Source organism: Desulfosporosinus sp. I2, assembly GCF_000960765.1.
Classification (GTDB): domain Bacteria; phylum Bacillota; class Desulfitobacteriia; order Desulfitobacteriales; family Desulfitobacteriaceae; genus Desulfosporosinus.
The window spans coordinates 1-25,749 of the sequence record NZ_JYNH01000064.1 but is presented as its reverse complement, the minus strand read 5'-3'; the positions used below and the strand labels follow the sequence as shown (position 1 = coordinate 25,749).

Genomic DNA, 25,749 nt, shown 5'->3' with positions numbered 1-25,749 from the left:
CCACCTCTATAAGCAGAAAAAGGGTTAAGAGTCCGGCCAGTGATTTAACCATTTCCTTATCGACCTCACGTCCCATCACCTTGGTCCGGATCACATAAAACACCAGCAGCAGAGCAGTACTCGCGACCAGAGCAGATACGACTAAGATTACCGGGAGAAGTCCGCTATTCCAGAATGGCCGGGCTTTAACCCCTGCAAAAAGCATACCTTCCCCCCCTAGAACTCCGAAAATAGCAATGGGAATTCCAATTGAGCCTAAAATTTTTTAACAATTTGTGGTCACGTTGTTTGGATTTATCGGTCAGATCAGTACTGCCAAAGGTAAGGAAGCTGACCAAGGATGCTTGCCACCCTGTGCCTTGAGCAACCCGAATCAGATCCTGTCGCATGGAAAAATAGAATTCAACAGTTAATAAGCCAATATAGATTGCATAAAAACGAACTTCCCAAGCCAGCATACTGGTAAAATTCCAGTAACGTAAGGTATGCCAGAACCGTTCCATCCTCCCCAAATCCAATAAGATAAAGCACATGGCCAAACCCATACTAAGAATGGCCACCAGCAAGGCATCCCGACTAATCTTCTGATATTTTTCCATCTTAAAGACGAAGAACATGGTAGACAGGAGAAAAGAACCGACGCTCAAACCCACAAAAAAGATATAAAATGCTACCCAAGCCCCCCAGGTCATATCACTGGTCAAATTAGTAACGACCAATCCGGCTTGAACTCTTTCGATAATCGCCCAGCCGCCAAACGCCATTAACAAAACAAGTACGCCATACCAGGCTTTAGTCAATCGTTCGCTGCTTTTCACCGTACTTACATCCTCCTATTATTGTTTAACATCATTTCAGGTAGATGACCCTGGGTTTAGTCCCCATTTCTTCCTTGAGAACAAATACCCTTGGGCTTGCTGCCAATTTAGAAACCACACTTTCAGGATCATTAAGATCGCCAAAATAACGGGCATCTCCCGGACAAACCTCAACACAAGCCGGTTCTTCTCCACGCTGCAACCGATGATAGCAGAACGTGCACTTGCGTACATTCCCTATTGGAGACTTGCCGTTTTCCCGCTTACCTCTGTCAATGCCGTATTCCGGTGCCTGTACCTCGTTATATCCAACCATCTCCTGGCTGTAATCCAGACCGAAGTCAAAATACCTAGCTCCATAAGGGCAGCTTGTCATACAGTAGCGGCAGCCGATACAACGATCATAGTCAATAGCGGTTATCCCGTTTTCCAGTTTATAGGTCGCTTTTACCGGGCAAACCTGAACACAGGGGGGCTGGTCACACTGCATACAGGGTCTAGGCAAATGAACCTTGGTAACATTGGGGAAAGTTCCCCTTTCCTCCGTAATTACGATATTGTAAGTCACTCCCGGCGGAGTGCGGTTCTCTGCTTTACAGGCCACTGTACAAGCGTCACAACCAATACATTTCTGCAAATCAATTACCATCGCCCATTTTTTGTCTGTGCTCACTACTTATTCTCCCTTCGAATTAGGGTTTGCTAAACAGACCCCGAATTTTCAAACCATAACATAATCAGGTTATCTAAGGATATCCTGCACTCTTTTTTAAACTATGCTTTTCTTCGCCTACTTTAGTTCGCCCAAAAGCGTGCCCACTCAGACGAATACCCCCAGCCTTGCAGAAAGACCGATTTTCGCGATTTCGATAGATTTGGTCCGCTAATACGGCCTCTGGATAATAACCAAAGCGCTTCTTGTAATCTTCTACCAGCTTGGTGAAAGTTGATACTTTCATTAAAGGGATCCCAACTAAGCTGATCCATAAAATTACCCGTTGGGTGTATATGGTTCGCTGTTGTTGATAAAAGTGTACGGATAATTTCCAGGTCTTTGGCTTGACGACTATCCAAGTCTCCATGTCCCTCACGACTTATAGTCTATTCAGCAGGCCCGAACGAGTTCACTTGCTGTTTTTCCATGTCCTTAGTGTAACTCTCGGATACGATCATCTCATGAAAAAGTTATGAATTTCTCATGAAGAAGGGACCCCGATTTATATTCAGGATCCCTCTTCTTCTCGCTTTTTACTCATTTGACTCGCTGGAGTTATTTTCTACTATCTTCATTACTCACGGTTCCTGTGCTCAAGTTCCTCCACAGAAATCTCGGCCATCAAATTCGCCTTTTTTAGTAGCGTAAAAGTCATCCTTTTTAGTTCATCCGTCTTAAGTTCGTAAAGCTGTTCTCGGCATTTCACAAAGGTATCAAAAGCATAAAGGGCCAGCTCATCTATTTCCGATTCAAACTTCAGCAACTCATCGAGAGGGCCCAGACATTGTGTATCAGGAAGTGGGTCAATTGTAAGTAGATTGAGATATTCAGCACAAGTGTTTAAGGAAAAATGAATTATAGTATAATTAAAGTGCTGAGAATAATCCTCAGCACTTTTTGTGGACCGATTCTTTAGCAAACAGCCTGTCCATTAGATTAATCACGGCCTTGCCGCAAGCAATCTCTGACGTTTTACCTAGATGTCTTTGCCTTGAAGTTGCGGGTTCACTGGAAAATTTTTGGACCCTTGAGTTAAATCGATCACCTTAAGAACTTTGGCATCACGGTTAACGATTAGTTCTTTACTATTGTTAATATCCACCACGACGGCTGCCACAGCGGTATTTGCGCCTGAGACTATGTTGAATACACCGAGACTCAAAGCGAGAAGCAGGATTGCAGTAATAGAACTCAATTTAAAGAATCTTTGACTTAACGGTTTACGTCCAGGTAGATCTACTTCAATAACTTGTCCGAGAACGGGAGTGGCCTTCGGTGTTTTAATCTCTAAATAGTCACCTCGTTCAGTGTAAAGGATGGTGACCTTTTTCGAGATCTTCATGACAATGCCTTTCGCCTTATTCATTACCAATGGAAGAAGAGGACATGCTCATGCCCATGCCCATGCTCATTCCGCCTTGAGCATGCATCATGTCGTCCATCATATTACTTAACGTGGCGATAAGCTTACCGCTCGGATCAGTCCAGAGTGACGACCGTGCCAATCGGGAGGGTATGGCTAATTTCATCCAGAGACGTAGGATCCCACGACCCCTTGCTCTGATAAAGGGAACTTAGACGTGTGGGTAACTGTTCCAAGGTTGCTTCATTCGTCTTGGTTAGATAATCACTAAATTGTTGATGGAAGACTAGATTTACGGCAAGCATGCTGAAAGTTAAGGTGATAAGCGCGATGATCAGTGTTGAGAGAAATAGCTTTTTGCGCATTTTATTCCCCCATGCTTGGATTATACTTGTAGCCGAATCCGTAAACGGTCAAAATGATTTGAGGATCACTGGGGGTGGTTTCTATTTTTTGGCGGATCTTCTTAATATGAGCGTCGATCACGCGGTCGTCTCCGTCAAAGGCATGCCCTTGAACAATTTCAACCAGTTGCCCCCGTGAGTATACCCGACCAGGGTGTTTCGCTAAGGCTCCAAGAATTTTAAACTCGGTTGGGGTTAGAAAGACCTCCTGATCATGAAGTCGAATTTCATGCTGTATATTGTCAATAGTAAGACCGTTGTCGTAAGAGACCACGTCCGCCAACAGTGCAGTTTCGTTACTAGTTCGACGCAGAACGGCCCGGACCCGAGCGACCACTTCACGAGGGCTAAAAGGTTTCGTGATGTAATCATCGGCACCAATACTTAACCCCCGGATGCGTTCCTCTTCTTCAACTTTAGCGGTGAGCATGATGATGGGGACGGAGGATATTTTTCGAATTTCTTGGCAAATCTCCGTTCCGGACATACTAGGAAGCATCAGATCTAAGATGAGTAAGTCGAAGGGGTTCTCCTTAAACATGGTTAGAGCGATAAGGCCGTTAATGGCGGTACTAACCTGAAAACCTTCTTGTTGAAGGTAAGCTTTGAGCACGGTTGTAATCTTTTTTTCATCATCGACTAGTAAAATCCTCATAAATTGAAAGACTCCTTCCAAACTTTGCTGTGTTCGTACAAAGAAGTATTATCAGCGGTAACCAATGACCAAGATTATTAGCAAAGAGCAAAGAGCAATAAGGCTATACCATAGTATACCTTGGCCTACCGCATAAGTCATTCATCAATCCTAGAATGGATGATCTTGTTAAGAACGAAGAAAGAATTACGGTGTCTTATTACTTTGGGTATTCGCACCGGGAGTATTGGTTTTTTGTTGTGAAGCCAGTTTATCTTTAGTCTGGGGATTAAGCTGTTTTAGTCGATCAGCATTAGGACCATTTGGTTCCTAGTCCAAGAAAATCCGAAGACAGCCATCCAAGCAGCTCTTTTTCCTTGCCAGCCAAAAGACATTAAAATCCTAGGTTACCCGACCTTTACTGACTTGAATCGATTGGATGGGAACCATATTTCCCTCACTGGTCATAAGATATCCTTTAAAACCAAAGGCGCTCCCTAATAATGCCCCTATTACTAAAACAACAAAAGCAAGATGGGTAATAAATGAGCCCCAATAACCCCAACGATGTTTTACTCCATGAAAACCCTAAACTGCGTCGCTTTTCTGGGTGTTTAAAAGATAGCCCTTACCTTCAAGAACCTTCAACTGATTGACGAAGGGAAGCTGTTTCTCCCATAATTTCTAACCTGATTTTTTGTGGAACACTGGCGGGCTTCAGAGGGATCTGTGGTTTAAACGTAAGTTTCCGGACAACTGTCTTTTAAAGATCGAATATATTTTCTTTACACAAAGGATATCAATCAATTCGAATTTCTTAAATATAGGAAAGTGCATCTAAAGGATTTAGCTGAACGGCCCTCCTAGCAGGGAAAACAAGAGAGACAATTCCTATTAAGACAGAGGCACTCACTGCAACCAAAGCCACCAAGGGGTGAAATTGAAACGAAACGGTTTTTTGAAAAGCAATTGGACCGAGTAGAGTGGGGGTGATTTCACCTAAGAGATATCCCAGAACCCCTCCGGTAAGGCTAATCAAGGAGATTTCTCGAATTAGAATAGATAGAATATGACGACGGCGAAAACCGATGGCTCGGAAGACTCCGATTTCGGCCACACGGTCATTAATGTTACCCATCGTCGTAACGAACACAATCAATACACCAATAACGCCTAACAGAGTGGACGCTATTAGGGAGAAACTTGAAAAGCGATCGACACTTTCCTTAGTACTCTGAACCAGTTGGGATATTTCGGCGACTTTGGCCTCCGGGAATAGTTCATTCAAGCGAGCAACTGTTACATTCGGTTGAGCCGTATTAAGTTCAATCATAGACCAAGAATCTAGTCCGGTAATTATTCGAGACGTCGCAAAATTTGTGAATATCCCATTATCTTCAGAGCCGCCAGTTTCCTGCATCATCCCAACAATGGGATATTTCTGGAGGTTGAGTTCTAGAGTGCTTCCAACAACAAGATTTTCTTGGCGTGCAAGATTCGAACCGATAATAACTTCTCGGTCACCGGGCTGCAATCCTTTAATATGCCACCATGGTTTCATTTTTAGTTCGCGGGGAAAGTCAACTCCGATGATAAGATAACGCTTACTAGTCCCAGCGGCAGAACCAATTATTTTGGGTGCAATTCCACTGAGCATAAGATCTTGACTAGTTTCAATTTTAGTTAATACGTCATAGTTTAAATGGTTGATTTCGTAATCAACTCCAGGAACAGAGAGTCCACCATAACTAAGAGTAAAATGTTCGGACTTAGGGGTAATTACGACATTCGCACCATATTGAGTTAAACTTTTTTGTAAATCGTCTTGCATGCTTTTAGATAGAGTATTAAGAGTGACAGATATGCCGATTACTAATATGAACGTTAGAAGTAAAAAGACAGTTTTCCCTTTGCGTCGGCGTAAATTCTGGATAGCAATATCGGTTAGTGTCATCTAGTCCTCCTAAATCGATGTTAGAGACGCGAGGCGTGATGTTCGACTTCAGACTTCACGCCCTGTCTCCGACCTCCGACCTCTGAAATCACATATAACGCAAAGATTCAATTGGGTCAAGTCTAGCTGCTTTCCAAGCAGGGTTAAGGCTTGCTATTAGACTAATTAGAAGAGAGGTAAGTAATGCATAGACGAACAAATTAGATTGCCAAGGGATATGAACTTGGGTCTTAACTAAAACAGAGCCGTACCGCATTGCCGCACCCATCCCAAGAAGGTAACCTAATAGCCCACCTAAACTACCTGATAAGCCCGCCTCAGTTAGAATGATTTGGATGATATGTCGTTTCCGGAAACCGATCGCCCTCATAATGCCGATTTCCCGAGTCCGCTCCTCAACCGAGGATTTCATAGTCATAGTTATCACGAGACTACTGGCCAGGAAGAGTATTAAAGCAACGACTCTAGCAAATAGGTTGAACCTATTGACTGTAGCATCTCGAGATTCTAGAGTCGATTTAAGCGCAGTCACTTTGGTACCAGGTAATTTGGCACTTAATTGCTGTGTAACTGCTTCGATTGGACAGGTATAACATAAAGCGGCAGCTTCTATGAGGCTGATGGCATTGGGTCGATTCGACAGTTTTTGGAGCATAGCTAAGTCCATAAAAATAGCTTGGTCATTTTCTGTCGACCCTGTAGGTTGGATGATCCCAGCCACCTTAAATTCCTGCTCTTTGATCGTTATAGTTTGCTTAGGGTTAAGCCCCAAGGAAGTAGCAACCTCACTCCCTAAGATGACTTCGTTGGCTGATGGGATTTGGCCTTTGGCGAGACCATTCAGTTTCCACCACTTTTTAAGGTGCAATTCCTGTTTAAAATCAACTCCCAGTAACAAAATTGATTGTCCCTTAATTTTAGTATCAATTAAAAGTTTAGGTGCTATTGTAGCCAATGTTTCCTTGTTTTTTATGGTTTTCATTAGCGGAATGAGGGACATGTCTAGTTCTTTGACCTGAGTCGGAGCTTCAACCGTTATCCCGCCAAAGGTCATGGCTTCCCCAGTATCCGGGAGGATGAGAATATTAGAACCATATTGATCAAGTTTATTGGCGACATCTTCTTTCATGGCTTTGGTTGTCGTAAAGAGGAAGATAATCGAAGCTACCCCGATAACGACACTAATAACCAATAAAGCAGAGCGCATTTTACGACGGCGCAGGTTTTGAAGCGCTATTTCTGTTAAACGCATATACTTTTCCCCCTTAGGCCTCTAAAGTCCCATCACGGATATAAACTGCGCGAGAGACCCATTCTAGGTTTTCTTGGTTATGAGTCACCATAATCATGGTTAAACCACTTTGGTTGAGGGTCTGAAATAGTTCCAACAGTTCCATGGCCGTTTTTGAGTCTAGGCTACCTGTGGGCTCATCAGCAAAGATAATTGCGGGTTCATTAACGATCGCCCGGGCAATAGCTACTCGATTTTGTTCGCCGCCCGATAATTGATTGGGTAACCTGAGAGATTTGCTACTTAAGCCAACTTTATCGAGGACAGTTTGAGCCATTTCTCGTTGTTCTTTAGCCGGGCGGGAGGTTATCGCCAGAGGGAGCAAGACGTTTTCCAAGGCCGTAAGATAAGGAATCAGTTGATATTGTTGGAAAACAAAGCCAACGTACTCATGCCGAAAATCGGCTAACCGTTCAGGTGCTAAGGCGTAAACATCAATATCGTCGATCATAAGTTTACCAGTAGTGGGCGGATTTAGCCCGCCCAGAACACTCAGCAAGGTGCTTTTCCCCGAGCCAGAAGGGCCCATCAGGGCTAAGAATTCTCCTTCAGCAATCTCTAAATTAATAGTCTTTAGTGCCTCAACAACCCCGTCCCCACCTTTATAGGTCTTGGTAACTTCGTGGACCTTGATTAAAGACATTTTGCTTTTCCTCCTAAATCACTCAACCCAATACTTGTTATAATGAACGCACCCGTAAAACGAATGCGTTCATTCTTATTCATTCAATGATTGGTAGTCTTCTAAAATTAAACTCTAGGTGCCCAAGCATCTAAAACGGTTTGTGGAATCTCTAGATTGTCCCCGTTTAGAGAGTAGGTCAGTGCATCCGGAGGATATGATTGGCAACCCCCACTTAATCCTTTGAGTGTCTGAAGATCCCAGGTCGTTCCGCAGACGTTGCAAACTATTTGGTTACCAGTGATGTGAAAGGTTTCTCCTTTGCAAGGTTCACAGTAACTAACAGCCACCATGACTTTTCCATCGGGTTGAATAAAGGCTGTTAAAGGAATTCTCTTACCGTTCGCTTTATACTCTGTCCAAATAAATTTTTTCTCTTTAACTGTACTAAGCGTTGCAACAATTGCCTTCCCGTTTTCAACCTTACTTTCCACAACGGTTTGCTGTAGTTTATCGTTAGGACTATAATTTATTTTCTGTCCGATGTCCACAGCTGCCTTGACAGAGGAACTAGTACTATCGTTGTTAGCAAATAAAAAATAGGAAGCTGTCATTATGATTACTGCTAAAAGACCAACTATACTGAAAAGCGCTGTTTTGCTCTTTTGGGGTTGTGTAAATTTCTTGTTTTTATCCGCACGGTTATTTTCCATTGGAACTTCCTCCTTGTAAAAATTAATTTAGGAACTATAGATAGTATTGAACCATACTTCAGGTGGAGTTTAAACTCCACCTGAAGGTATTCTTAGAATTTAGTTCTTTTTAGCAATCCGATAGGCAGTGTAAAGAGAACCGAGAGTTCCGGCGATGACTAGGATGTATTGCATTATTTGGATTGTCGGTCAGAAACGAAGTCGGTTGACCCCTCAAGATGTACTCCAAATAGCCCTATGAATGTGTAGTAGATTAGAACTTTGCAAAAACCACTTGAGGGGTTTAAACTTAAGAAAGTTTCTAGTTAGGGGTAAATTGTACATCTACTTTGAACTTACTGTTATCGGGTAGGGTAGCATCCATATCACTATGTTCAGACGTAGAAGAAGGGGTGTCAGACATGTTCATGTCTGACATGCTGTTGGATGAGGCCGGTTCTGTATCAGCAAATGCGGGAAGGGTAAAAATCAATAAAGAGAATAGGGCTAAAACTATAAGTGATAATAATTTCTTTCTCATGAAGCGCACTCCTAGAAAATTTATTCTGGGTTGGGATATATGCAAAGACTGTGCCAACTTCGAGGCTCGAAGCACGAAGTTCTACTATCAGTAAACTCGTTCAGCTAAAGCTAAACATGGAACTCCCGCTTATAGAAGTGGAAGTCTTGGAAATAGAGGAACATCACTTAATAACGTATATTCGAGTGACTCTAATTGGAAAGAGTCTTAAACTTGTTGGAGATTCAAATTTTTTTGAGAGAATTCCGATAAGAGATTTAGAGCTCATGATGAAAATGAAATAATTAAGTTTAGGCTAAAAAACTGTGGGATTTCACACACTAAGGTGCGGGAAATCCCACAGTCGAGGAGGATGAACATGCGAAGGGTTTTAATTGCTGATGACGAAGCTAATATGCGTTGGGTTCTAGAACGGGCCTTAACAAAAGCTGGTTATGAAGTGGAAACAGTGGAGGATGGACAACTCGCCTTAGATCGGGCTCTGGCGGAGCGTCCCGATCTTGTACTTTTAGATTTAAAAATGCCGAAGATGGACGGTTTAAGTGTTCTGCGTATGTTGAAAGAGAATTATCCGGATTTACTGATGGTCATGATGACTGCACACGGAAGCACCTCCACAGCAGTTGAAGCCATGAAGGCTGGAGCTCAAGATTATTTGATGAAACCTTTTGATATAGACGAACTGCTGATCACGGTAGCTAAGGCCTTTGAAGTAGAAAGCTTGCGCGAGCAGGTTGATTATTTGAAAGGAGAGGCTCAGCACGGTGTTTGGCAGTTAGTGGGGAAAAGTGAGGAAATGCAAGCCGTTAAACATCTAGTTGAACGGGTTGCTCCAACGCCAGCAACGGTACTTATTCAAGGGGAGTCGGGCACGGGAAAGGAACTGGTAGCCAACGCTATCCATACCTTAAGCCCACGTGTTGACGGGCCGTTTATTCGAGTGAATTGCGCGGCACTGATGGAGACCTTGCTGGAAAGCGAACTGTTCGGACATGAAAAAGGAGCGTTTACAGGAGCACATGCCCGAAAAACGGGCCGTTTCGAGTTAGCCGATGGAGGTACACTCTTTCTCGATGAGATTGGCGAGCTGTCTTTTAACGTTCAAGCTAAATTGTTAAGGGTTCTTCAAGATCGGACGTTTGAGCGGGTCGGCGGTGAGAAGACTATCAAGGTGGACGTGCGGATTATCACGGCGACGAACCGAGATTTACTGAAAGAGGCCCAGGAAGGGCGTTTTCGGGAGGATCTGTACTATCGCCTCAGTGTTTTTCCTATTTTTATCCCTCCCTTAAAGGAACGTCGGGAGGATATCCCTTATCTTGCTGAACATTTCTTAAAGAAACTAAGAACCTATGGGCAAAGCAAGACTTTTGGTCAAGGAGTCCTTACTCAACTCATGGCGTATCACTGGCCGGGAAACGTTCGTGAACTGGAAAATGTGGTAGAACGTATGGTTATTATTTCCCAAGGGGCAGTAATTGGGGCGGAGGGGGTGCCCTTTTTTAACACTCCTTCAAAAGAGGAGAAGAGACCCGGATCCTTTGAGCTACCGACAGAAGGGGTATCCCTCGAAGAAATTGAGAAATCCTTTCTCCAGCAGGCCATGGAACAAACGGGAGGTAACCAAAGCAAGGCTGCCAAACAGTTAGGACTTTCTCGGCACGCCTTTTTATACCGTTTAGAGAAATACGGAATAGATCCTCACTGGGGGATCTAGGAAAAAGGTTTTTACGTTTGGTTCAAGGAAACAAAGATAGGGTGGAGGTTTTCTTTTGCTGAATCACATACCTGAGCCCCCTGCGCGAAACCGTGCCCGGGCTCTCTTTGACCTCATTGCTATTGGGCTTGTCGTGACGATTCTGACGATTATTCACTACACGAATTACCATTATGAAATGAATTTCCATATTTTACTGCAATTTGCGTATTATCTTCCGGTGATTTATGCGGCCATGCGTTTTGGGCCTGCAGGGGGGATCCTATCTGGCTTGGTCATTACGCTCCTCATTTTACCGTTTATGACGCATTTCCATGCCCTGGACCCATCCGCCATCTATACACAATGGGTGGAAATCGCCTTGATTAACATCATTGGCTGGTTAACAGGATTTCTGACTGGACAGGAACGGAGGGCGAAACGTAAATATCAGATCGCTCTAACAGTTCAAAAGGAATTGGTGGAGAAGTTAAAGAAAGAAGGGCAGGAGCGCGAACGATTATTAGGTGAGATCCGGCAAACGGAACGAATAACCGCGCTGGGGCATATGAGCGCCGGCTTAGCTCATGAAATACGCAATCCCTTGGGGATTATGAAAGTGAGCATTCAAATGCTGGCCCAGGAAAAAAACGACGATGAAGTCGTTTCGGAATATTGTCGCGTACTTCTGGAAGAGTGTGAACGGTTAAACCGTTTGGTGAGTGAGTTTCTGAGCTTTGCTCGGCCTAAAGAACCGATACGTGAACGGATTACGCTGGGGACACTTTTGGACGAAGGTGTTAGCTTGATCCAGCCCGCTCTGCGGCAAAACCATATTGAGTTAGAACGAACGCAAAATCTCATTGACGAACATGAGGTTGAGGTGGACCCGGATCAAATTAAACAAGTCATTCTCAATATCTTACTAAATGCTATTCATGCCCAGGGGGAGGGCGGTGTGATTCTTCTAGAGTGGGTTCAGCAGGATGGCTTTGTAGGCTTCGCCGTCAGTGACGAGGGACCCGGCATTCCAGCAGAAGCCATGCCCTATATCTATGATCCGTTTTTTACGACGAAGGAGAAAGGGACCGGATTAGGGTTATCCGTTGTACACCGCATCCTTGATCAGCATGGGGGAAAGATATCCGCTGCAAATCGGAGTGAGGGTGGGGTTCGGGTGGAGATCCTGTTGCCTTTCATATAAACAAGGAATAAAAAAGAGCCACACCATTGGTGCCCCTATTTAACATTGGGCTATTAAAAGAGAGCTGTTGTACAGAATAATGCTATCTGAAACTATAATGATTTCTTAAGAAACGGTGCTTCCGTTTCCTAAGAAATCATTTTCATGTTGAAGGGTAAATTGTCTCTATTAAAATCATCACTATTGGGCAATCTAAATCTGAAATAGGTATTGACAGTGCATTCTGAAAACGTTAAAATCGAATAAGACTATGTAACCGTTTACATTATAACCTGCGGCATACTTATAAAGTGGCTAAGACTCTAATTGGAAAGCCTGTAATGCCCATTAAGAGCGTGGTTCTAAGAACTATATGATGGTATGTTAGGCTGTAAGGCCTTCGTGTAAAAGAAAAATGGAACACGGGTATAATTAAATGTAACCGATTACAATGAAATGGATAGAGGGTGTGGTCCATTGGCGACGATTAGAGATGTTGCTCGTTTAGCGGGGGTGTCTGTTGCTACGGTCTCCCGAGTGATTAACCAAAAGGACTCTGTGAATTCTGAGACCGCAGGACAAGTACTGAAAGCGATCGAGCAGCTTCACTACGTACCGAATGCTGTGGCTCGGGGCCTGGCGGGCAAGAAGATGGGGATCATTGTCTTAATTTTGCCAGATATTTTAAATCCATTTTTTCCTGCTTTGGCCCGCGGGGTAGAGGATGTTGCTCATAAGAAGGGCCTGACGGTTATCTTAGGCAACTCAGATGATCTGGGCATAAAAGAAAGTTCTTATATCAAGGTCCTGAGGGAAAAGTATGTGGATGGCTTCATTTTCGCTTCCAATACGATTCGTGAAGAGGATGTCGAGTCGTTAAGAAACGACAGAATCCCGATTGTATTGTTGGATAGAGGCCTAAATACTGCATCCTGTCCAGTGATACGTTCCAATAACCGAGAAGGGGCGAAACTCGCCGTTCAGCATCTAATAGAACAGGGCTGTCAGAGAATCGCTCATATATATGGACCACAGGAATTTATCACGGCTCGAGATCGCTTGCTCGGGTATGAGGAAGCCGCCGGAAGATTAAAGGGATATTCGCCTAGTCTGATGGTATCCGGGAACTTTGATATCGAGAGTGGCCGGAATGCGGTAGAACAGCTTATTGCCCGTCATCCTGACCTGGATGGAATTTTTGCCGGAAATGATCTCATGGCGGTCGGGGCTCTCAAAGCCTTGCATGATCGAGGAATTCGAGTCCCAGAACAGGTTAAAGTCTGCGGGTTCGATGGAATTGGCTTAACCGAGATTACAGAACCGGAATTAACGACCGTGGCCCAGCCCGTCTATGAAATGGGAGGATTAGCTGCCAGGATTTTGTTGGACGAGATCGAGAGCGGGATCCGTGAGAATACGCTCAGAGAACTAGACGTCAGATTAATTCCCAGAAAATCGACACGCAAGGAGGAGACTTAAATGGACTTACGGCCCAAGATTGTCGTCATTGGTAGTTTAAATATGGATTTAGTCGTTAAGGCCGTGCGTGCTCCTAAACGTGGGGAAACTGTAATGGGGGAAGAAATTCATTTCGTTCCCGGTGGCAAAGGTGCAAACCAAGCGGTGGGCTTAGCCCGTTTAGGCGCTGAGACCACCATGATCGGTGCAGTTGGGTCAGATTCATTTGGGGAGGAACTCCTGAAGGCCCTACAAAAGGATGGAGTGAATACTTCCAGCGTTAGGGTGCTCGATTCAGAAGCTACAGGCGTCGCCTCGATTCTCCTAGCCGAAGGGGATAACAGTATTGTGGTCGTTCCAGGAGCGAATGCCAAGTGTTTACCTGAAGATTTAGATCGGTATGAGGGGGAAATTGCCGAAGCGGATCTTGTGCTCCTACAATTAGAGATTCCACTGGAGACAGTAGAGTATGCAATCAAGCTGGCTCGAAAGCATGGGAAGATTGTGATGCTCAATCCCGCCCCAGCCCAAAGCCTTTCTGAAGATCTACTCAGTAAGGTGGATTATTTAACCCCCAATCGTTCCGAACTAGCCTCGCTAACAAGACTGTCCGAAGAGTCTACGATTGCTAAAGGAATTGAGCGATTATTGGAGGTTGGAGTTTCATGTTGTGTCACGACTCTGGGAGCTGAGGGAGTTGCTCTCATGGAAAAAGGCGGCAACTTGCTTAAAGTTTCGGGTCATGAGGTCCCTGTGGTGGATACTACGGGAGCGGGAGATGCCTTTAATGCTGGCTTGGCGTATGCTCTAGCCCAGAAGAAATCTATTCGAGAAGCCACGGAATTTGCTGTTCAAGTTTCGGCCCTAGCCGTTACTAAATTTGGAGCCCAGGGCGGGATGCCAACCTTGGCCGAGGTAGAAGCGTATTTTAGGAGGCATGAAAATTGAAGAAAATTGGAATTTTAAACAGTCAAATTTCCCGAGTGATTAGCCAGCTTGGGCATATGGATAGGATTGTCATAGCGGATGCAGGGTTACCGATTCCTCCTCATGTCAAAAGGATTGACTTAGCTTTAAAAGAAGGAGTCCCATCGTTCATTGAGACGGTGGAGACCGTTCTTCAGGAAATGTGTGTGGAAAAGGCTTATGTGGCGCAAGAAATGGGAACGGCAAGCGCTCCTAAAAAGGAAGAACTGATCGCAGTGTTACCCGGTGTTCAGATCAAGGTCATCACGCATGAAGAGTTGAAAGCCTTAACTCATCAGGCCAAGGCTGTGATCCGCACGGGTGAGTTTACTCCCTATGCCAATGTCGTGCTTGAGGCGGGCGTGATCTTCTAAAAATTCAAAGGAGGGATTCAGGTATGACGGATCTCTTGACGATGGAGGGCATCAATAAGAGCTTCAGTGGAGTCAAGGTGTTAGAAAACGTCCAATTTTCGCTCCGCCAAGGGGAAGTCCATGCCTTGATGGGAGAGAATGGAGCGGGTAAATCAACCCTGATGAAAATCCTATCTGGAATTTATAGTAAGGATGCCGGCTCTGTTCAGATTCAAGGAACCGAGTCCGTGGCATCTTCGCCTAAAACCGCGCAAGGTTTGGGAGTGGCGATCATCCATCAGGAACTTAACATGATCCCCGATCTATCCATCTTAGAAAATATGTTTTTAGGACGCGAGTTTAAATGGGGTCGGACGGGATTTGTAAACTGGCCCAGAATGCGTTCAGAAGCGAAGAATTATTTACAGCAACTGGGGATGGATTTGAATCCAGATAGTCTGGTGGGCGAACTATCGGTTGGACAGCAGCAAATGGTGGAAATTGCTAAAGCGCTTTCCATGCACGCCAAAATTCTGGTTCTCGACGAGCCGACGGCGGCTTTGACCAAACGAGAAATCGAGAAACTCTTCCAGCTGATAGCGACTTTGAAGACCCAAGGAGTAGGAATGATCTACATTTCCCATCGTATGGAGGAAATCTTCCAAATCAGTGATCGGATCACTGTGTTGCGGGATGGGCGTTATATAGGTACCCGGGATACGAATGTCACCACGATGGACGAGTTAGTGCAAATGATGGTTGGTCGGGAGATCAAAGAGCGTTTCCCTAAGGTAGAAACGAACATTGGGGAAGAGCGTCTTCGTGTGGAGGCGCTAGCTCAAGCAGGAAAACTCTATGATATCAACTTTAGTGTGCGGGCTGGAGAAATCCTTGGAATTGCGGGTTTGATGGGATCCGGTCGATCAGAATTGGCCAAAGCTCTGTTTGGTGTAGGGAAATATCAAGGGAAGATCTACGTGAATGGCAAACTGGTGAGGATTAATAGCCCTGCCGATGCGATTAAGGCTGGTATGGCGTTGATTACTGAGGATAGGAAAGGAGAGGGTCTTGTCTCCGATCTCTCAGTTCGGGAAAATTTAGCGTTGCCTAATTTGCGCTCACTATCGCGCTTGGGGTTTATCGGTCATCGGATGGAACAGGATTTTGTGGGAGATAGTATTAAGAAGCTGAACGTTAAAGTTCATCATTCCGGGCAATTGGTGAGTTCTTTAAGTGGAGGAAATCAGCAGAAAGTCGTAATCGGTAAGTGGCTGGCGACGCAACCTAAAGTTTTAATCCTAGATGAACCGACTCGGGGTGTGGATATCGGGGCGAAACGGGAAATCTATGACTTGATGAATCAGCTCGTTCAAAAAGGGGTCGCCATCGTCATGATTTCCTCAGAACTTCCGGAGGTCCTCGGAATGAGCGATCGAGTACTGGTCATGCACGAAGGACGAATCACTGGAGAATTCTCGCGCGAAAACGCAACACAAGAAACGATTATGGTTGCTGCAACAGGAGGGAAAAGTCATGGGTAAAGTCCGAGGGAAAAGTGGGATTCTGCAGCGCATGGGACCTCTCGTGGGTTTGATTCTCATCGTCTTCATCTTATCAATTGTCAATTCTGACTTTCTGACCGTGGGCAATATTTTTAACGTACTCCGTCAGGTTTCAATTAATGCCCTAATTGCCTACGGAATGACGTTTGTCATTCTGACGGGAGGGATCGATCTCTCTGTCGGTTCAATTATAGCACTTTCGAGTGCATTTGCTGCAGGGATGATGGCTACAGGTACGAATTCATGGCTCGCAATTGGGGTAGGTGTGTTGTCTGGGACGTTGATGGGGACAATAAATGGGGTCGTCATTGCTCGAGGAAAAGTCGCACCGTTTATTGCCACTCTGGCGACAATGACAATTTTCCGTGGCTTAACCTTGGTTTATACAGAGGGAAAACCGATCACTGGACTTCCAGACTCGTTTGGCATGATTGGACGAGGGTATCTCTTCCAAATTCCGATGCCCGTGATTTGGATGTTGGTAGCCTTTGGGGCACTCTATGTCGTTTTGAAATTCACATCGTTTGGACGCCACGTTTTCGCCTTAGGGGGAAACGAAGAAGCAACGCGACTTTCCGGTATCAATACGAAACGAGTCAAAATCCTTGTTTACAGTATTAGCGGTTTGCTGGCTTCTTTGAGCGGGATTATTCTAACTTCGCGCTTGAATTCTGCTCAACCAACGGCAGGGACATCGTATGAGCTTGATGCGATTGCGGCCGTGGTCTTAGGGGGCACGAGTCTCTCGGGAGGTAAAGGGTGGATCGCGGGAACCTTAATTGGGGCCATGATTATTGGGATTCTCGATAACGGCTTAAATCTCTTGAATGTCTCATCCTTTTACCAACAGGTCGTCAAAGGCGGGGTCATTCTGCTGGCGGTCTTGTTGGATCGGTCGAAGGGGAAGTAGTGAGTTAGCCACCTAGTAGACCCGGCAGATTTGCGGATCTCTAACTGAATGGAACAATGGGTTCCTCAGTTGTTGATATATAGGTTCTCTTAGAGGGGGAGGATGCGAAGGCTTAGAATTATGTTTTACAGGAACTCATTTTTGGAAACATGGTGGCTAGCCACCCAAATAGAAAGGAAGAAAAAAATGAAACGAAAATATAGTATATGGATGATGATGCTCGTAGTTTTCATGTCTATTAGTCTCATTGGTTGTGGAACGACTCAATCTAATTTAGAAAAGAAAGAAGCACCTAAACAGGCCAGTAAGATAACGATTGGTTTTTCGATTTCAACGTTGAACAACCCCTTCTTTGTAACCCTCAAAGAGGGTGCTGAAAAAGCAGCTAAAGATGCTGGTGCAGATCTGTTAGTAGTAGATGCTCGTGATAATACCGCTAAGCAAATTAGCGATATTGAAGACTTGATACAGAAAAAAGTCAGTGTGATTCTGATTAACCCAACGGATAGTGCAGCAGTTGTATCAGCCGTGGAATCAGCTAACAAAGCAAACATTCCAGTCATCACGGTTGACCGTGCTTCCAATGGTGGTAAAGTGGTTTCTCATATTGCATCCGATAACATCAAAGGTGGCAGCATGGCTGCAGATTATATCCTTAAAACCCTAGGCAATAAAGGAAAACTTGTGGAGTTACAAGGAATTGCTGGAACATCTGCCGCCCGTGATCGGGGCCAAGGTTTCCATAATGTTGTGGATGGTAAAGACGGCGTGAAAGTCATAGCTTCTCAACCTGCTGATTTCGATCGTGCTAAAGGATTAAAAGTCATGGAAAACATCCTGCAAGGAAATAAAGACATCCAAGCTGTGTTCGCACACAACGATGAAATGGCTTTAGGAGCTCTCAGCGCTATTCAAGCAGCGGGCAAGAGTAACATCATGGTGGTAGGCTTCGATGCAACAGATGACGCTGTGAAAGCCGTTAAAGAAGGAAAAATGGCGGCCACAGTCGCTCAGAAACCAGATCTAATTGGCAAAACTGCCCTAGAAACTGCCCTGAAAGTAGCTAAAGGGGAAAAAGTTGATGCGAGTATCCCAGTTGTATTAGAGCTGATTACGAAGTAATAGAGAACAAGAAAAGAGGTTGGAGCAAGTGCTTCAGCCTCTTTTTCTTTCATGTGATTAAAGAAAAAGAGCAACAGCGAATGTTGTTGCTCTTAAAATATTGTGTTTTGCTCTCTAATACCTGCGTGCTCCAAGATAACGGGAAGAGTAAAAGCTATCACTAAGGCTAGATGTTTTGACACCACTACTGGGGTTACTGGCATGAACAAAACGTCCTCCCCCGATATAAATACCCACATGAGATGCACCGCTAGCATAAGTCGAAAAAAATACTAAATCACCTGACTGAAGGTTATCTTTACTGACTGGATTTCCCGAGTCGAATTGAGCAAAGGATGTCCGAGGAAGGGATATCCCAGAACTTGCGTAGACATATTTAGTAAAACCCGAACAGTCAAAGCCGTTTTTAGAGGTTCCGCCAAAAACGTAGGACGTCCCTTGTAAACTTAGTGCGCGGTCTACGAGGCTTGAAGAACCACTGCTTCCGCGCGAGAGAGTAGAAGCAATCATGACGGGCCGACTACTGGGGCCTTTAGCAACGACTTGGCTGACAGGAGTTTGAGTGATTTTCTCCTCTAATACCTTCTTGGTAACGTCTATACCATTATTTTGCACATACGAATATGTAACTATTTTTGCGCCGTTACTACCCTGAGTGATGACTTTCGTTTGGCCGACTCCTAGACTGTTATCAGTTTTTGTTACGACATCAAAGGGGATTGTTTCCGAACCTGAATACGTTCCCTGACTCACGACAGTTAGATAGGGTGTAGAAGCAACGAGTTTTACAATTTGGCCCGGCTTCAACTTCGTTTCTTTGGTTGATCCCGGATTACCTGCTAATACTTCATCGGTCAACATATCATTTTTGCGGGCAATAAGCCACCAAGAATCATTGGCTAGGACGGTATAATCCTTGGTTGTTATTTTACCGTCAATCAATTCTTTAAACGTTTGATCAAGTTGTTTTATTTGATCTGGCTGGACTTCTGCCTCTTCAACACTTACCTTTTCAACAAAATTAACGGAAGTTACCTTATTTTCGGTACTGGGTTTAACATAATACTCTTCGTAGTCCTTAAGAACTTTATCGGAATCTTCTTTGCTGGGCAGAATTGCTATCGTAGACCCGTCTACTTCTAACTTATAACCTTCAAGATAAAACTTTAATTTACCTTCCAACGTCTTTTCACTCAAAGTAGATTCAAGATAGACGGCTGGATTAACCCTGACATTTTCATAGGCGATTTGATCATGAGTTTTGGCTATCAGCCCAAATGGCTCGCCTTTTTGTTTCAGAATCGTTTCAACAAGGTTTTTGCCGGCATTAACATTTTGGACTAAACCTATCTGTTGACCGTTAATCATGACGGCCGCCGCAGAAGTTGTTGTCGAAAGATAAAAGGTGAGTCCGCCAATTAAGATAATTGTAATCGATAAACCACCAATAACTTTAGGGGATTTCCAAGAGATTCTTTGATGAGCGTAGCGGAAAAATTGTTGGATAAGCTTTTTTTCTCTGTTTCATTAAAATGTTTGATTTGGTAAATTAGTGAGCCTTTTAACCGTGACAGGACTGGAGACAAATGCATATTTTTTCACCTTTCATAGCTTGCGAGGTTAGTTGACGGATTCGGGCATTAAGGTGCAAGCCCGACGCGTATGGCTACGCGTTTCACCCCATAAAAAAAGTCCCCCGCTCCAGGTAGATCTGGATTCAGCTTTCATTTTGTTTCTACTTTTGTAATAGGAACATTAGTAAATATTCGACGAAATAGCGAAATTTCCTTTAAATTATTTTATGTAATACATGGTAATTCTAACGCAATAAACCATGTTTGATAATTTCCCGGACTCTTTCCGGTAATTCCAATGATTGCTCCTTGGTTAATCCGGCAGTTGCGATGGGTTCAAAAATAGTTATCTCTACATGGGCTGGCTTAATTATAAAGCCGTTTTGTTCCATTATCTTATAAGAACCACAAATCGCAATTGGAACAATGGGAACACCAGCCTTTAATGCCAACTTCAAGCTCCCAGGTTTGAATTCTCCCAGAGATTCACTTTTACTTCGAGTGCCTTCTGGAAAAATGACCATAGAATAACCTTCCTTAAGATGGGATGCAGCTTGGTTAATGACCTTAAGAGATTGCCGTATATCTGAACGGTCCATAAAGACACATTTCAAATGAGTCATCCAAGTTCGAATCAAGGGTAATTTTAGCAGCTCAATTTTTGCGATAAATGCCTTTGGCTTATCAATATAACCTAGGAGAATAGGGATATCAAAGTTTCCCTGGTGATTACTCACAAATAGAACTGAGCCTTCAGTTGGAATGTTCTCCTCCCCCCTGATCTCAACCGTAACACCTGCAAGCTTAACGAGAGCATGAGCCCATTTCTTGGCCGTTTGATTTGTGAGCCGGTCATGTTCGGCGGTTTCTCCCAGCTCCTCTAAGCGGTTAACTCTTATAAGGGCTGGTTGAATGGCTATGAGGTATATCCAAAAGTATATGAACCAAAGAATTGTTCGAAACATAATTACTCTCCTTATTGTTGATTATGGATCATTATATCAAAGATTGGGTTCCGTAGGAATATAACTGAAATCCGTAAGCCCCTCGACCCATCACCATAATGACATGAAACAACGCTCCAATCGGTATATATTCATACTTTCACACTTTATTATTTCACTATACGTTGAGAATGCCAAATTATGTTGAGCGTAAAAATAAGGTGGCAGTTTTGAAGTGGATCCGGTTTTAAATGCCAGCAAATTAATTACGTAATCTTGACAGACGGCCTTATAAATCTTATTATAAGTATAATAAATATACTATACTTAAGATACTTAATTTCAGAAAGGTAATTACAATGACACGAAAGTACAATCATTATTGTCCTGTAGCTTTTTCGCTAGAGGTAATTGGCGGCAAATGGTCGTTTACAATCATTCGTGACCTCCTGACTAAGCCACTAAGGTTTAGTGACTTGTTGCAGTACTCAAGTAACGTTACGCCAAAGGGGCTTACACTCACCCTGCGACAGCTTGAGGAGGCTGGTATTGTTGAACGGGAGGAACAGCCAGGGCATCGCGAAGTCTGGTACAGATTAACACAAGCAGGAGAAGACCTTCGTCCTGTGGTGGAAGCAATGAAAGAGTGGGGCCTAAGGCACGCGATGAGACCGCCATTGCAGGGAGAAGTGGTTCGCCCGGATCTGGCCATGGGTGTCATAACGGATTCTCTCAATAAACGTGGCCGTAAGTTGCCACAGCCAGCAACTTGGCTGATGTGTTTCACACACGGTGGAACCTATGTCTTGTCGTTTGATGGTGCACAATGGTCAACTCGTAAAGGTGAGGAAGCAGATCCTGATGTCAGGGTGACAGTATCTCCTGAAGCATGGGCTACATTCCTTGCTGTCAAACGGATTGAACGAGATCAGTATGTTCAATCTATGCAGCTTGTTGGCACACCTGAACGAGTAGAGGAGTTTTGGCAGACTTTCGTCGTTAGAGAGGTACCTAAACATACCTAATGTAACGTTGAGGAAAATAGAGTAGAAGATACAATGTGTCTCATGGCAAAATTTAAGTGTAGAAAGTAGCTGATGGAGAAAGGGGCGGACGTTCAGGCAAGTGGTTGATGGAAATGGGGAATGAGAAGGGGAGGGTTTAACTTGAGTGAATGGAAAAAGACTGGTTGTGTACTATGTGGTCAAAATTGTGGCCTCGAGGCACTGGTGGAGAACAACCGAATTGTTAAGGTCAGGCCAGACAAAGATAATCCCCGCAGTCAGGGATATGCTTGCCGGAAAGGGCTCAATATCGCGTTTTACCAGCATCACAACGACCGGCTTACACAGCCTTTAAAAAAAGTAGGGTGCGATTTCGTGCCCATCTCCTGGGAACAGGCACTCTCTGAGATTGCGGAGAAACTACGGTCCATCGTCGATGAGCATGGTCCCCGTTCGTTGGCTTTTATGGGTCTGGGTGGGCTGGGTGGTCATTCTGAAGCAGTTTTTGGACTACGTCTATTACGTTCACTGGGCTCCAAGTATTACTACAATGCCTTGGCAGGCGAGCTCACTGGTTTATTCTGGGGTTATGGACGAACTATCGGGAGGCAATACAATTTTACCATCCTCGATCATGACCGGACCGATATGCTGCTAGCTATCGGCTGGAACGGTTGGATGAGCCATCAGATGCCTCAGGCCAGACGGTTTCTCGATAAGATGTCCAAAGACCCAGACAAACTATTAGTCGTCATAGATCCACGACGTTCAGAGACGGCAGCAAAAGCGGATATTCATCTCGCTTTGCGTCCGGGTACCGATGCGCTTCTAACTCGCGCTTTGATTGCCATCATCTTACAGGAGGGATGGCAAAACCAGGAGTATATTGACCAACATGTCAGTCAGCTTGAGCAGATCGACGCTTGGTTTAGGGATTTTGATGTCCGAGAGGCTTGCCGGGTATGTGAACTGGACTATGATCAGGTCAAGGAAGTGGCTCGGCTTTTCGCAACTCGTAAATCATCGCTTCATGCGGACCTCGGGGTATTGATGGGCAGGCATAGCTCAGTGACGACCTATTTAGAGATTATTCTGCTCGCCATCTGTGGGCGACTTTTCGTACCAGGAGGAAACGTGGTTCCAGGTTATTTGATGACTATGGGTGCGCACACAGATGACAGGAATACAAAGTACTGGAAAACTGTGGAGACTGGATTCCCTACACTTCTTGGCATGCATCCGCCCAACGTAATGCCTGAAGAAATTAACAATGACCACCCGGAACGTTTACGTGCAGTGCTGATTTCTTCCAGCAACCCCATACGCTCTTTTGCTGACACCACGGCTTATGAACAAGCCTTCTCAAAGCTGGATCTATTGGTTACTATCGATATCGCCATGACGGAGACGGCCAAGATGTCGGATTACGTTTTGCCGGATCGCTCACTATACGAGCGTTGGGATACCACTTACTTTCAGCTGAATTACCCTGAAATATACTGCCAAATGCGTAGGCCAATTTTGGAACCAGAGGGTGAAACCCTTGAGGGAAGTGAAATTTTAACCCGTCTGGCAGATAAACTGGGCTTTATTCCAGTCATCCCGGAATCGCTCTATGCTGCAGCGGGCAAATCTCGGCTAGAATATGGCCAGGCATTATACGCATATATGCAATCTGACCCCAAGGTAGCGGCGACAATGCCCTTTGTGGTGGCCAAGACATTAGGCAAAGAAATGGGATCATTTAATTTAGCCTGGATGTGGGCTTTGCTACAAACAGTACCCCGCAGCTTCAAGGAAAATGCAGCCCGAGCCGGCTTCAAACCCGGTCTCACGATGGGTGATGATATCTTCCAAGCCATCCTCGATCACCCTGAAGGGTTATGGATTGGAAAAGTGGACCCTGACAACAACTTTGCTAACCTAAAAACCGACGATGGCCGCATCAACTTATTTATCCCCGAGGTCGAAGAATGGGTTAAAGGCATAACTCCGAAGTCTGAAGAAGAACAATTGCAGTCTGATGGCTATTACCCGTTTATTCTCATGGCAGGAAGACACACGGATGAAAATGCTAACACCTTAATGCGCAATCCGGAGTGGAACCGTGGACGTCGTGCTTGTACCCTAGCCATGCATCTGGACGACGCGGAACGGTTGGGTATACGCGACCAGCAAATCGTGAAGGTTACCACTGAGGCAGGGACATTAAATATTGAGCTGGAAACTACCGCAGACACTCGTCCTGGAATGGTGATCATTCCGCACGGCTTTGGGTTAGAGTTCAACGGGAAGATATTCGGTGTAGGTGTAAATCGTTTGACTAAAAGCACTAATCGCGACCGAATTGCAGGTACCCCCTTACATCGATATGTTCGATGTCGAGTGGACTCGGTTGCGAGTAGTTAAGAATGGCAACAGTACTACAATCATTAAAGAAGTCATTGCATAGTTTCTGTGCAATGACTTCTTTTAATGATATATTTATTCCATCGTATCTTTCAGAAGGTGAAAATAGTTCCTAGCACACAGAGCAATGCTTTTTACAAAAGTTTAGAAATAATTTATGTAGGATTTTCGGGAGGAATCACGTTGAAAGAATTAGAAAAACACGCCCGAATATTTAATTTAATCGCCCCAGTTTATAATCGCTTTTTTAGAGGTCAGGTCCGAAATTATCGCTCAATACTCGACCAATACGAAGGGCTGTTGAATATTCCCCCTGGAGGTAGAGTCCTGGATATTGGGTGTGGTACTGGGGCCTTTATCTCTTGCTTCGCCGAGCGGGGATATCAGGCGGTGGGGGTGGATTTTTCTGCGCAGATGTTGAAAGCAGCCAAGAAATCTACAAGAGGTAAGGTTATAGAGTTTGTGCAAGGGGATGCCACACAGGGATTAGACCTCCCCAATAAAAATTTTGACTTGGTATTCTCATCCTATGTTTTGCATGGGTTGAGTTCTGAGATTGTGGAACCATTTGCAATTGACTAGTGAAATGTTTGCAGCAATCCTAGAGATGTGCCTCAAGCTACTCCTTTAATCTTGGATTTGGCCTCTGGTTTATATTTACATCAGGAGGCCAGCGGTAAAACAGTATTATTGGGTGGGACCGATCAATACACCTGGCCTGGATTTGAAGAAGTCGTCGATAAATCGATGGCTGAAGATTTTTTTCAGACAGCTATGGAGACAATCCCTTCCACCATTAATATAAAATGGCTTCGCACTTATACGGGAATTTGTGAACAAACGCCTGATTTCCATCCGATTATCGGGGAGGCACCAGAATTAAAGGGATTTTTTTTGGCTAATGGGTTCAGCGGATGTGGCTTTATGCATGCTCCTGCCATTGGGCGAATTGTAGCAGATCTAATTTTGCAGGGTAAAACTGACAGGATTGACCTTAGCTCATTCCAGTTAGACCGATTCGCTAATCTATCACTATAGTAGAAATGCTGGAAAAATCGTGTATAATGAAGACTAATTACTAACTACTTTAAGATAATTTTTAACATTGTATCAATAATGATAGGTGGTTTTTTATTGTCTCTATAAGTTTGGCTAAGGAGAAAAAGCACAACCATGAAAAAACAACTTTTAGACCAATTTCCCTATGCCATAATCCGGGTTAATGCTGAGCACCAAGTTACACGGACTAATAACCAAGGACAAGCCTTGCTAGAAAAGCTTAATTCAGACTTCTTACGAAGGGTTATCGAAGATTATTCTAACCCATCTTTAATAAAATCCATGATTTTACCGTCCGGTGAGGTTTTGTTTGTTCAGATCTTTATTGTCAATGGAACTACAGACAGACTTGTTCTAATTGGTGATGAAGTGGAGTTTCTTACCCATCTCCCATCTCCCTTTGAGCAAATCCTAGAGGATTTCACGGCCGATCCGAACGTTGTGAATCAACGCATTGCTAGTCTTGTACAAGAAG

General features: G+C 44.4%; 26 protein-coding genes, 3 pseudogenes and 1 riboswitch. Of the genes and pseudogenes, 13 read left to right on the top strand and 16 right to left on the bottom strand.

What is annotated here, in order from left to right; all coding sequences use genetic code 11:
* The 14 genes and pseudogenes from nrfD (UF75_RS30745) to UF75_RS28305 all read right to left on the bottom strand — a co-directional run.
* Nucleotides 1-205: NrfD/PsrC family molybdoenzyme membrane anchor subunit (gene nrfD, locus UF75_RS30745; RefSeq protein ID WP_282433804.1), on the bottom strand; the 205-nt coding region annotated here is incomplete at its 3' end.
* Nucleotides 186-818 (bottom strand): NrfD/PsrC family molybdoenzyme membrane anchor subunit, encoded by a 633-nt coding sequence (gene nrfD, locus UF75_RS30740; protein WP_052693290.1) that lies wholly within the window; start codon nt 816-818, stop codon nt 186-188. The genes nrfD (UF75_RS30745) and nrfD (UF75_RS30740), both read right to left, overlap by 20 nt.
* A gap of 31 nt (nt 819-849) precedes the next feature.
* A complete protein-coding gene (locus UF75_RS14775) occupies nt 850-1,491 on the bottom strand; it encodes a 4Fe-4S dicluster domain-containing protein (RefSeq protein WP_052693288.1) in 642 nt (213 codons plus the stop codon).
* 127 nt (nt 1,492-1,618) lie between these two features.
* A pseudogene (locus UF75_RS30115) lies at nt 1,619-1,808 on the bottom strand (IS5/IS1182 family transposase); the annotation flags it as partial.
* Nucleotides 1,809-2,107: 299 nt separating this feature from the next.
* Complete coding sequence (locus tag UF75_RS31050; RefSeq protein ID WP_052693286.1) at nt 2,108-2,452, bottom strand: hypothetical protein; 345 nt, start codon at nt 2,450-2,452, stop codon at nt 2,108-2,110.
* 57 nt (nt 2,453-2,509) lie between these two features.
* Nucleotides 2,510-2,899, bottom strand: a complete 390-nt coding sequence (locus UF75_RS14760; RefSeq protein WP_045575366.1) for an anti-sigma factor domain-containing protein — start codon at nt 2,897-2,899, stop codon at nt 2,510-2,512.
* Nucleotides 2,892-3,038, bottom strand: coding sequence for a hypothetical protein (locus UF75_RS31045; RefSeq protein ID WP_348983060.1), 147 nt, complete (start codon nt 3,036-3,038; stop codon nt 2,892-2,894). The genes UF75_RS14760 and UF75_RS31045 overlap by 8 nt, the downstream gene beginning before the upstream one ends.
* Complete coding sequence (locus tag UF75_RS14755) at nt 3,013-3,261, bottom strand: hypothetical protein (RefSeq protein ID WP_045575362.1); 249 nt, start codon at nt 3,259-3,261, stop codon at nt 3,013-3,015. Before UF75_RS14755 ends, UF75_RS31045 begins: the two co-directional genes overlap by 26 nt.
* A 1-nt stretch (nt 3,262) precedes the next feature.
* Complete coding sequence (locus tag UF75_RS14750) at nt 3,263-3,955, bottom strand: response regulator transcription factor (protein WP_045575361.1); 693 nt, start codon at nt 3,953-3,955, stop codon at nt 3,263-3,265.
* A gap of 796 nt (nt 3,956-4,751) precedes the next feature.
* Nucleotides 4,752-5,888: an FtsX-like permease family protein gene (locus UF75_RS14745; RefSeq protein WP_045575360.1), complete on the bottom strand. Its 1,137-nt coding sequence runs from the start codon at nt 5,886-5,888 to the stop codon at nt 4,752-4,754.
* A gap of 88 nt (nt 5,889-5,976) precedes the next feature.
* Nucleotides 5,977-7,140: an FtsX-like permease family protein gene (locus tag UF75_RS14740; protein WP_045575359.1), complete on the bottom strand. Its 1,164-nt coding sequence runs from the start codon at nt 7,138-7,140 to the stop codon at nt 5,977-5,979.
* Between the two features lie 13 nt (nt 7,141-7,153).
* Nucleotides 7,154-7,822: an ABC transporter ATP-binding protein gene (locus UF75_RS14735; protein ID WP_045575358.1), complete on the bottom strand. Its 669-nt coding sequence runs from the start codon at nt 7,820-7,822 to the stop codon at nt 7,154-7,156.
* Nucleotides 7,823-7,929: 107 nt separating this feature from the next.
* Nucleotides 7,930-8,514: a DUF2318 domain-containing protein gene (locus UF75_RS14730; RefSeq protein ID WP_045575357.1), complete on the bottom strand. Its 585-nt coding sequence runs from the start codon at nt 8,512-8,514 to the stop codon at nt 7,930-7,932.
* A 301-nt stretch (nt 8,515-8,815) separates the two neighbouring features.
* Nucleotides 8,816-9,034 carry a hypothetical protein gene (locus UF75_RS28305; RefSeq protein ID WP_156146460.1) on the bottom strand — a complete coding sequence of 73 codons (219 nt, stop codon included), beginning with the start codon at nt 9,032-9,034 and terminating at the stop codon, nt 8,816-8,818.
* 358 nt (nt 9,035-9,392) lie between these two features.
* Here UF75_RS28305 and UF75_RS14720 point away from each other — a divergent pair, with 358 nt between their 5' ends.
* The 8 genes from UF75_RS14720 (at nt 9,393) to rbsB (ending at nt 18,284) form a co-directional block, all read left to right on the top strand.
* Nucleotides 9,393-10,751, top strand: a complete 1,359-nt coding sequence (locus tag UF75_RS14720; RefSeq protein WP_045575355.1) for a sigma-54 dependent transcriptional regulator — start codon at nt 9,393-9,395, stop codon at nt 10,749-10,751.
* Nucleotides 10,752-10,806: 55 nt separating this feature from the next.
* The gene (locus UF75_RS14715; RefSeq protein WP_045575354.1) at nt 10,807-11,934 is read left to right on the top strand and encodes an ATP-binding protein; all 1,128 of its coding nucleotides are present in this window, start codon (nt 10,807-10,809) and stop codon (nt 11,932-11,934) included.
* Between the two features lie 456 nt (nt 11,935-12,390).
* Nucleotides 12,391-13,392: a LacI family DNA-binding transcriptional regulator gene (locus UF75_RS14710; protein ID WP_045575353.1), complete on the top strand. Its 1,002-nt coding sequence runs from the start codon at nt 12,391-12,393 to the stop codon at nt 13,390-13,392.
* Entirely contained in the window at nt 13,393-14,319 is a 927-nt protein-coding gene (rbsK, locus tag UF75_RS14705; RefSeq protein WP_045575352.1) for a ribokinase, read from the top strand.
* Nucleotides 14,316-14,711, top strand: coding sequence for a D-ribose pyranase (gene rbsD, locus UF75_RS14700; protein ID WP_045575351.1), 396 nt, complete (start codon nt 14,316-14,318; stop codon nt 14,709-14,711). The genes rbsK and rbsD overlap by 4 nt, the downstream gene beginning before the upstream one ends.
* Before the next feature lie 23 nt (nt 14,712-14,734).
* Nucleotides 14,735-16,231: a sugar ABC transporter ATP-binding protein gene (locus tag UF75_RS14695; RefSeq protein WP_045575350.1), complete on the top strand. Its 1,497-nt coding sequence runs from the start codon at nt 14,735-14,737 to the stop codon at nt 16,229-16,231.
* Entirely contained in the window at nt 16,224-17,162 is a 939-nt protein-coding gene (gene rbsC / locus UF75_RS14690; RefSeq protein ID WP_045575349.1) for a ribose ABC transporter permease, read from the top strand. The genes UF75_RS14695 and rbsC overlap by 8 nt, the downstream gene beginning before the upstream one ends.
* A 186-nt stretch (nt 17,163-17,348) precedes the next feature.
* On the top strand, nt 17,349-18,284 hold the full coding sequence (gene rbsB / locus UF75_RS14685; RefSeq protein ID WP_045575348.1) for a ribose ABC transporter substrate-binding protein RbsB: 936 nt from the start codon (nt 17,349-17,351) through the stop codon (nt 18,282-18,284).
* Between the two features lie 114 nt (nt 18,285-18,398).
* Here the strand turns inward: rbsB and UF75_RS14680 are convergent.
* Together UF75_RS14680 and UF75_RS14675 are read right to left on the bottom strand one after the other, a co-directional pair.
* Nucleotides 18,399-19,876 (bottom strand): annotated as a pseudogene (locus UF75_RS14680) (NlpC/P60 family protein).
* Between the two features lie 2 nt (nt 19,877-19,878).
* A riboswitch (cyclic di-AMP (ydaO/yuaA leader) is annotated at nt 19,879-20,017 on the bottom strand.
* 86 nt (nt 20,018-20,103) lie between these two features.
* Complete coding sequence (locus tag UF75_RS14675; RefSeq protein ID WP_045575346.1) at nt 20,104-20,823, bottom strand: lysophospholipid acyltransferase family protein; 720 nt, start codon at nt 20,821-20,823, stop codon at nt 20,104-20,106.
* A 338-nt stretch (nt 20,824-21,161) separates the two neighbouring features.
* On the opposite strand from UF75_RS14675, the gene UF75_RS26340 reads away from it, so the two are divergent.
* The 5 genes and pseudogenes from UF75_RS26340 to UF75_RS14650 all read left to right on the top strand — a co-directional run.
* The gene (locus UF75_RS26340) at nt 21,162-21,827 is read left to right on the top strand and encodes a helix-turn-helix domain-containing protein (RefSeq protein WP_052693283.1); all 666 of its coding nucleotides are present in this window, start codon (nt 21,162-21,164) and stop codon (nt 21,825-21,827) included.
* 141 nt (nt 21,828-21,968) lie between these two features.
* The gene (locus UF75_RS14665; RefSeq protein WP_045575345.1) at nt 21,969-24,215 is read left to right on the top strand and encodes a molybdopterin-dependent oxidoreductase; all 2,247 of its coding nucleotides are present in this window, start codon (nt 21,969-21,971) and stop codon (nt 24,213-24,215) included.
* A gap of 183 nt (nt 24,216-24,398) precedes the next feature.
* Nucleotides 24,399-24,797 carry a class I SAM-dependent methyltransferase gene (locus UF75_RS28300; RefSeq protein ID WP_156146459.1) on the top strand — a complete coding sequence of 133 codons (399 nt, stop codon included), beginning with the start codon at nt 24,399-24,401 and terminating at the stop codon, nt 24,795-24,797.
* 27 nt (nt 24,798-24,824) lie between these two features.
* Nucleotides 24,825-25,253, top strand: a complete 429-nt coding sequence (locus UF75_RS28295; RefSeq protein WP_242860242.1) for an FAD-binding oxidoreductase — start codon at nt 24,825-24,827, stop codon at nt 25,251-25,253.
* Between the two features lie 135 nt (nt 25,254-25,388).
* Nucleotides 25,389-25,749, top strand: a pseudogene (locus UF75_RS14650) (hypothetical protein); the annotation flags it as partial.

Bases quoted from the DNA above. Each gene is read 5' to 3' on its own strand.
- rbsC (WP_045575349.1), top strand. From the start codon at position 16,224: ATGGGTAAAGTCCGAGGGAAAAGTGGGATTCTGCAGCGCATGGGACCT.
- UF75_RS14740 (WP_045575359.1), bottom strand. From the start codon at position 7,140: ATGCGTTTAACAGAAATAGCGCTTCAAAACCTGCGCCGTCGTAAAATG.
- UF75_RS14750 (WP_045575361.1), bottom strand. From the start codon at position 3,955: ATGAGGATTTTACTAGTCGATGATGAAAAAAAGATTACAACCGTGCTC.
- UF75_RS14730 (WP_045575357.1), bottom strand. From the start codon at position 8,514: ATGGAAAATAACCGTGCGGATAAAAACAAGAAATTTACACAACCCCAA.
- rbsB (WP_045575348.1), top strand. From the start codon at position 17,349: ATGAAACGAAAATATAGTATATGGATGATGATGCTCGTAGTTTTCATG.
- UF75_RS14720 (WP_045575355.1), top strand. From the start codon at position 9,393: ATGCGAAGGGTTTTAATTGCTGATGACGAAGCTAATATGCGTTGGGTT.
- UF75_RS14675 (WP_045575346.1), bottom strand. From the start codon at position 20,823: ATGTTTCGAACAATTCTTTGGTTCATATACTTTTGGATATACCTCATA.
- UF75_RS14745 (WP_045575360.1), bottom strand. From the start codon at position 5,888: ATGACACTAACCGATATTGCTATCCAGAATTTACGCCGACGCAAAGGG.
- UF75_RS14735 (WP_045575358.1), bottom strand. From the start codon at position 7,822: ATGTCTTTAATCAAGGTCCACGAAGTTACCAAGACCTATAAAGGTGGG.
- rbsK (WP_045575352.1), top strand. From the start codon at position 13,393: ATGGACTTACGGCCCAAGATTGTCGTCATTGGTAGTTTAAATATGGAT.
- UF75_RS28305 (WP_156146460.1), bottom strand. From the start codon at position 9,034: ATGAGAAAGAAATTATTATCACTTATAGTTTTAGCCCTATTCTCTTTA.
- UF75_RS14695 (WP_045575350.1), top strand. From the start codon at position 14,735: ATGACGGATCTCTTGACGATGGAGGGCATCAATAAGAGCTTCAGTGGA.
- UF75_RS14755 (WP_045575362.1), bottom strand. From the start codon at position 3,261: ATGCGCAAAAAGCTATTTCTCTCAACACTGATCATCGCGCTTATCACC.
- UF75_RS26340 (WP_052693283.1), top strand. From the start codon at position 21,162: ATGACACGAAAGTACAATCATTATTGTCCTGTAGCTTTTTCGCTAGAG.
- UF75_RS14760 (WP_045575366.1), bottom strand. From the start codon at position 2,899: ATGAATAAGGCGAAAGGCATTGTCATGAAGATCTCGAAAAAGGTCACC.